The sequence below is a fragment of the Oscillibacter sp. CU971 genome, from assembly GCF_905219725.1.
Lineage (GTDB): Bacteria > Bacillota > Clostridia > Oscillospirales > Oscillospiraceae > Oscillibacter.
In genome coordinates this window covers 1-7488 of record NZ_CAJMXG010000146.1, presented here as the reverse complement: position 1 = coordinate 7488, position 7488 = coordinate 1, and the positions used below count along the sequence as shown (strand labels likewise).

At 53.1% G+C, this 7488-nt stretch carries 5 protein-coding genes and 1 pseudogene; all 6 read left to right on the top strand.

Going from position 1 to position 7488, the window contains the following annotated elements; translation table 11 throughout:
• Nucleotides 1-397, top strand: a pseudogene (locus JX325_RS10525) (hypothetical protein); the annotation flags it as partial.
• Entirely contained in the window at nucleotides 390-1118 is a 729-nt protein-coding gene (locus JX325_RS10520; RefSeq protein WP_204791091.1) for a hypothetical protein, read from the top strand. The pseudogene JX325_RS10525 and the gene JX325_RS10520, both read left to right, overlap by 8 nt.
• A 361-nt stretch (nucleotides 1119-1479) precedes the next feature.
• The gene (locus tag JX325_RS10515; RefSeq protein WP_204791090.1) at nucleotides 1480-1839 is read left to right on the top strand and encodes a BlaI/MecI/CopY family transcriptional regulator; all 360 of its coding nucleotides are present in this window, start codon (nucleotides 1480-1482) and stop codon (nucleotides 1837-1839) included.
• A gap of 1 nt (nucleotide 1840) precedes the next feature.
• Nucleotides 1841-4015, top strand: a complete 2175-nt coding sequence (locus JX325_RS10510; protein WP_204791089.1) for a M56 family metallopeptidase — start codon at nucleotides 1841-1843, stop codon at nucleotides 4013-4015.
• Nucleotides 4016-4169: 154 nt separating this feature from the next.
• Complete coding sequence (locus tag JX325_RS10505) at nucleotides 4170-6923, top strand: type I restriction-modification enzyme R subunit C-terminal domain-containing protein (protein WP_243414043.1); 2754 nt, start codon at nucleotides 4170-4172, stop codon at nucleotides 6921-6923.
• A gap of 1 nt (nucleotide 6924) precedes the next feature.
• On the top strand, nucleotides 6925-7488 hold a 564-nt coding region (locus JX325_RS10500; protein ID WP_204791088.1), incomplete at its 3' end, for a restriction endonuclease subunit S.

Sequence of the window (7488 nt, the reverse complement as noted above, 5' to 3'; positions counted from 1 at the left end):
CATCTGNTCTGCCGAGGGTCTGACCTGCTACACCACCTATCGCATTGTAAAGGCGCTGTATGGGGAACGTGAGGCCCAGGCCAGCTTTGTGGACGCCTGGCAGGAGGCCGTAGACGACTACTACAAGGATTTCTATGTCCGCCACCCGGAGTACCTGTCCGCCTTGCCGGAACAGTATCAGGCTGACATCGCCAACAACTTGCGAGGGATGCGGCAATATAACGAAATGCCCTTGAAAATCTTGAGGGCTGAACAACTGGTGGGCGGTGAGGAGGCTATGGACGAGATTTTGAAAGGTCTCTTTGGCCGGGAGCTGAACCCGGAATATCCCTATCTGACCTATCAGGAGTTTCTGGATGCCTGCCATCTGACAGAGGAGGACTTAAACCTTGAATAAAATATTTCGATATGAGCTGCGGCGCTTGCTGTGGAACAAGCTGTTCTTCGGTATTCTGCTGGTGTCCCTGGGATATGGCTGGCTGACACTGACTGGCTCTGTGGTCCGGGGCGTGGCTCACACAGCGCCTTTTTCCCCATGGAGCTTTGGATACTATCTCAGCCAAGCGCTGCCGCTGATCTGCCTGGGAGAATTGTTTTTCCTTGCGTTCTTCTTCTCCAAGGAGGAGCGTCTGCTCCGGCCCTTGACCCAAGCCACCCCAATCAGGCAGCGGCGGTATGCGGCTCTGCGGTGTGGAGCGGTGCTGACAGCTACCCTTGTCCTCTGCCTATGTGTCGCAGTCCTGGCGGTTGGATTCTATGTGTCGCTGTTTGGGTGGGTGGATTATGGGGAACTGATTTTACCCGCTCTATTGACCCTGATCCCGCCCATTGTCTTTTGCCTGGGAGCAGGAATGATGTTGAGCCGCTTCAACCATACTCTGATCTACGCTCTTATGGCGGCAGTAATTTTATTGACTGTGCTGCCCCTGCCCCCGGCAATCAATTTTTCGTTGAGCGATTTCTTCTCTCAATTTCCGTTGACGGTTGAAAAATTAGACCCAGCGTTTCATGTTCCGGGCTGGCTTGCAATACATCAAATCAGCTTAATCGCTATAGGGGCTTTTCTTGCTGTTTTTGCCGTCAATGTACAGAGAAACAGCAGCTGCCAAACTATGTGACGCAGCATGACAACAAGACCTGTTACTGCATTTTCTTCGCAACACTCAACGGCGTCAATTTCTATGGATCAGTCGTTCTGTGGATAATTAATGTGTAAAGTAGGAAACCCATAAAATTGCAAGCTGTGCGTTCCATTCAGCGTGGAGCGCACAGTTTTTCTCACTTATTTCAGTGGATGCCCAATCAAATTTTGCATAGCAGAAAACAAGGAATTAAACCCTTTTATCAGCCACAAAGGATTATAAAAGGAACTCCCATTCTGGATGTGCGATCTCATATTTTGAAAAAGTCCTTGACAAATTCGTCTACACGGTGTAGTCTGTATACGGGGCTACATCATGTAGACAGGAGGTTGTACCTATGGCAGAAATTCAATTAGGGGCTGTGGAGGCCCGTTTTGCGGACATCATCTGGGAGAGAGAACCCGTAACATCCGGCGAACTTATCAAACTGGCCGCGGACAAACTGGCTTGGAAACGAACCACGACACACACGGTACTGCATCGGCTCTGCGGCAAGGGCCTGTTTCAAAACAATGACGGCGTGGTGACTTCTCTCCTGTCCCGGCAGGAGTTCTATGCCCTTCACAGCAAAAAGTATGTGGACGAGACCTTTGCGGGCTCACTCCCCGCTTTTCTAGCCGCATTTACCAGTGAAAAGAAGCTGACAGCCGAGGAAATCACCGAGATTCGTGCGCTGATCGACAGGGCAGGTGAATGATATGAGCGATCTATTCCTGAACATTCTGAACATGAGCATTGCCGCAAGCTGGCTGATTCTGGTGGTGGTGCTGCTACGGTTCCTGTTGAAGAAGGCACCGAAGTGGATTGCCGTCCTTTTGTGGGGAATCGTTGCTCTGCGGCTAGTGGTTCCCTTCTCCTTTGAGAGCGCATTGAGCCTGATTCCCAGCGCCGAGACCTTCAACGCCCATAACATCCAGTATGAGACGCCCGCCATCAGCAGCGGCATCCCCGCCGTCAACAATGCGGTCAATCCCGTTCTGGGCGAAACATTTGCTCCCAACTCTGTTGGTAGCATCAACCCGCTCTATATCTGGACACTTGTTGTGTCGGCAATCTGGCTCGTTGGCATCGCAGCCATGCTGCTCTATGCAGTCATCAGTTATGTGCGGGTACACCGGAGTGTTGCGGAAAGAATACCCTACGAAGGAAATATCTTTCTGTGCGACCATGTGAAGTCTCCGTTTATCCTGGGGCTGGTCAGGCCCAAAATCTATCTGCCTTCCAGTATGGACGAGGCGGCTATGGGGCCGGTAATTGCCCACGAAAAGGCGCACCTGGCAAGGCGTGACCACTGGTGGAAGCCGCTGGGCTTTCTGATTCTGACGGTTCACTGGTTCAATCCCCTGTGCTGGATTGCCTATGTGCTACTGTGCCGGGACATTGAGCTGGCCTGTGATGAAAAGGTTATTCGGCAGATGGATTTGGATGGGAAGAAGCAGTACTCCACCGCTCTGCTGGAGTGCAATACTGGACGGCGGCTGGTCACAATCTGCCCGCTGGCCTTTGGAGAAGTTGGCGTAAAAGAACGGGTGAAAAACGTGCTGAATTACAAAAAACCGGCATTTTGGCTTATTGTTGTGGCTATCATCGCCTGTGGGGTGGTGACAGTATGCTTTGCAACGAATCCGAAGCAGGAGCTTCCTCAAGAGCAGCGCATAGACGAGCTGCGGTCGAAATATCCGGAATACTTTGATCTTATAACCTCCAAGGGGCTGGAGGTCTATGTCTGGCAGTTAGCCAAGGACAGTTACAGTTTTGGCCTGATGCCGGGAACCAACCGGGAAAAAACGCTGGAGGAACTGATGTCCTTGAAGGGCGCTTCAGCGGCGGAAATGGCGCTGATTCTGTCCACCTATGAGATCGAAGACGAAAATATTTTTGTGATCCCATGGGGGAATCCTATTTCCAGCTACATGGTGGGCACAGGGGATATGGAAACCCCGGAATACATCAACAACATTCGCACTATGCTGGGGCTGGATGGTGTTTCGATGGGTTCCGCCGGAGGGGAAGATACGCCGACTCCTGCCGGGCCGGACGCAGCCGATACAACGATCTCCGAAGAACAGGCCGCGATCCGTCAGGCGATTCTGGAGCATAACAAATCATCCTACCCACTGGAGTACGATGTGGCCTGTTGCAGTTTCATCACGTTGGAGACACTCTCCGCCACACCTCTGGCGGGAAGCAGCACCCATAAAATCACCTATTANGGGTGGGCGCTCTATGAGCAATATAGGGCTACGGACAATGGCCTGGAAACAACCGGCGGCAGTCATATCCCTGTGGTACTTTCCTTTGACTTGGACGAGCGCGGCTACACCCTGACGGAATATTGGGAACCCAGAGACGGCAGCTACTTTGCTCAGGACATCCGGGAAAAATTCCCTGCGCACATTGTCGAAGATGCTCTCCACGGTCAAAAGTTCGTCCTTCAGCAGACACAGGAGTGCTACGCCCAGGCGATAGCGGCTACTGGACTGGATGCCAACCAGGTAATCGGGTCGCTCATTGAGACGATTTGCAGCAGTCCTGCTCTGTCCTCCAATCCGGGGGATTATATTGCGGAACACTCCATCGAGTACCGGGAATTGACATACTATGGCCGGTACACCCTGAAATACTGCTTCGCCCGATTCGAGGAGGGTAACGAGACAGGGCTGGATGGCCACATTATGATGCAGGCGTGTGAGGACATTGCGGCCAGCTGGGGTGAAGCCTTACTGACTGATTATGTAGTGATTACTGGTCAGGTGTGGTACGATGCGTTCAAAAGCAACGCGCTGGGTCTAATGGAGCAATATGCGGAAATTGAGCTTGCAGAACGCTACCCGATGTCCTATCTCCTGCTCAGTATGCTTGGGAAAGTATAGACACCTCTATGCATAATCGAACAGCACCCAGGGAGGGCCGTCCAGAATAATGGGCGGCCCTCCCTCGTGACGGCAGAAAACAATGAAATAGCGCCTTGTAACCAGAGGTCTTATCCGTTATAATGGAGTAAATTGCCGAAACAGGGAGGGAACTATGATGTCGCCAGAGGAAAAGGCCCGTCTTGCAATAGACCAGAAGCTGATCCAGTCCGGCTGGGTGATTCAGGACATGAAACACCTGAATCTGTTTTCTGCCATAGGTGTGGCTGTGCGGGAGTTTCCAACCAGCACAGGCGAGGTGGACTATGCCCTCTTTATTGACGGAACCCCTGTAGGCGTTGTGGAGGCGAAGCGGACAGAGAGCGGAGAGAAGATCACCACGGTGGAGGATCAGTCCGCACGTTATGCCGGAAGCAAATTCAAGTGGATCAAGGGAGATACAGCCATCCGCTTTGCCTACGAAGCGACGGACAAGCTGACCCGGTTCACAGACTATCACGATTTGAAATACTGCTCCCGGACGGTCTTCTCCTTTCACCGTCCGGAGACGCTGCGGGCGCTGCTAAGCGCACCGGATACCATCCGCAACAACATGAAGCATTTTCCCCCCTTTGACACCACCGGCTTTCGGGACTGCCAGATTCGTGCGATCACGAAATTAGACCGTTCTTTCTCTGAAAACAGGCCGAGGGCACTGGTGCAGATGGCTACCGGAGCCGGTAAGACCTTTACCGCCATCACCGCCGCCTACCGCCTGCTGAAATTCGGAAAGATGAACCGCATCTTATTCCTGGTGGACACCAAAAGCCTGGGAGAACAAGCGGAGCGGGAATTCCTGGCCTATATCCCTAACGACGACCCCAGGCCATTTTCCAACGTCTACGGTGTGTACCGCCTGAAATCCTCCCGGATGTCGGCTAATACGCAAATCTACATCAGCACCATCCAGCGGATGTACTCTATTTTGAAGAGTGAGGACTTGGACGAGTCCGCGGAGGAGACCCCATTCAGCGAGTATGTGACCGCCGACAGCAAGGCACCGAAGGAAGTGGTCTATGACGAAAAATATCCGCCGGAATTCTTTGACTGCATCATTGTGGACGAGTGCCACCNCTCCATTTACAACGTCTGGAGTCAGGTGCTGGAATATTTTGACGCGTTTATCATCGGTTTGACCGCCACGCCAGACAAACGCACCTTTGCCTTTTTCCATGAAAATGTGGTCAGCGAATATTCCAGAGAGCAGGCCATCATCGACGGCGTGAATGTGGGGGAGGACATCTTTCTCATTGAGACAGAAGTGGGGCAGCATGGCGGATATATTGTAAAACAGCAGATCGAATATCGGAACCGCCTGTCCCGGGAAAAACGCTGGAAGCAGATGGACGAGGACGTGAGTTATGTGCCCTCCCGCCTTGACCGGGATATCGTCAACCCCAGCCAGATTCGGACTGTGATTCGGGCGTTCCGGAAAAACCTGTACACCATCCTGTTTCCCCGCAGAAACGAGGTCCCCAAAACGCTGATTTTTGCCAAGACTGACAGCCACGCGGACGACATCATCCAAATCGTCCGGGAAGAGTTTGGCGAAGGTAACGAATTCTGTAAGAAGATCACCTATTCTGCGGATGACCCGGAAGGAGCCCTTTCTGATTTCCGCAACAGTTTCAATCCCAGAATTGCCGTCACTGTGGACATGATTGCCACCGGAACGGACGTGAAGCCTATCGAGTGCCTGATCTTCATGCGGGANGNGCGGAGTAAAAACNATTTCGAGCAGATGAAGGGCCGGGGAACCCGGACGCTGAGCAAGGATGATCTGCAAAAGGTAACTCCCTCCGCCACAGAGAACAAGGATCACTTTGTCATCGTGGACGCGGTGGGCGTCACCAGATCCAAGAAATCGGACACCCGTGCCCTGGAGCGCAAGCCCTCCGTCTCCCTGAAAGAACTGATGATGAATGTGGCGCTGGGGGCGAAGGATGAGGACACCCTCACCTCCCTGGCCAGCCGCATCGTCCGCCTGAATGCCCAAATGACACCCTCTGAGCGGAAGGAGTTTCAGGAGATCACCGGGGCCTCCGCCGGTCAGACCGCCCAGGCTCTGTTGGACGCCTTTGACCCGGACGTCATCGCAGCCCATGCAGGGGTGTCCCTGCCAGAGGAGGGCGAACCCACCCAGGAACAGCAGGCGCTGCTGGATGCCGCCCAGCGGGAGCTCTCCTCTGCCGCCGCCGCCCCGTTCCACAGGCCGGAGGTGCGGGACTACATCGAAAACGTCCGCCGGAACCACGAGCAGATTATTGACAATGTGAACATTGATACGGTGTTATATGCCGGGTACGACGTCAGCCAGGAGGAGACCGCCAGTCGGGTCATTGAGACCTTCCGAGAGTTTATCCAGGAAAACCGGGACGAGATCACCGCGTTGCGCATTATCTACGACCAGAGGTACAAGGACCGTCCCATGGCGATTGCCAAGCTCAAGGCGCTGTATGAAAAGCTGAAAGCCCGGAACATCACGGTGGACAGGCTGTGGGACTGCTATGCTATCAAACAGCCAGACAAGGTGAAGAGGGGGACGATGGTGCAGCTGGCCGACCTGGTATCCCTCATCCGGTTTGAGACGGGCGCGACGGAGACGCTGGTTCCCTTTGCTGAGCGGGTCAGCTACAATTTCCAGCAGTGGTCCTTCCGCCGCAACGCCGGCGCCGTCCACTTTACCGAGGAGCAGATGGAGTGGCTTCGGCTCATCAAGGACCACATCGCCGCGTCCCTCAGTGTGGTGCTGGTGGACCTGGACCTCAGCCCCTTTGACCGCAAGGGCGGCCTTGGACGGTTCTATGAGGTGTTCGGGGAAGAGTATGAGAAGNTTTTGATGGAATTGAATGTGGAGTTGGTGGCGTGAGATGGAATACCAAAGATACCAGTTGCGTGATATTGGAGATATTGTGTCAGGTGCAACACCTAAAACTACTGTTGCAGAAAACTTTGGTGGTGCAATCCCATGGCTTACCCCGGCGGATTTATCCGGTTACACACAAAAGTATATTTCACGCGGGAAAAGGAACTTGACCCAACTAGGCTATGATAGTTGTTCTACGCAGATAATGCCGTCTGGAACCGTTCTGTTTTCCTCTCGTGCGCCAATCGGATATACCGCTATTGCAAAAAATCCGATATGCACAAATCAAGGATTCAAAAGTATTGTTCCCAAGCCATTTGTCAACAGTGAATTTTTATATTACCAGCTGATTTACTTACGAAAAACAATTCAGGACATGGGAAGCGGCACAACCTTTAAAGAAATTTCTGCAAAGAAATTCGGTGCGGTACAGGTGACAATCCCGCCGCTTGTGGAGCAAGAGCATATCATTTCCCGCATTGAGGAACTATTCTCCCAACTGGATGCCAGCGTGGCCGAACTGAAAACGGCAAAGGAACGGCTGAAGGTGTACCGGCAGGCGGTACTG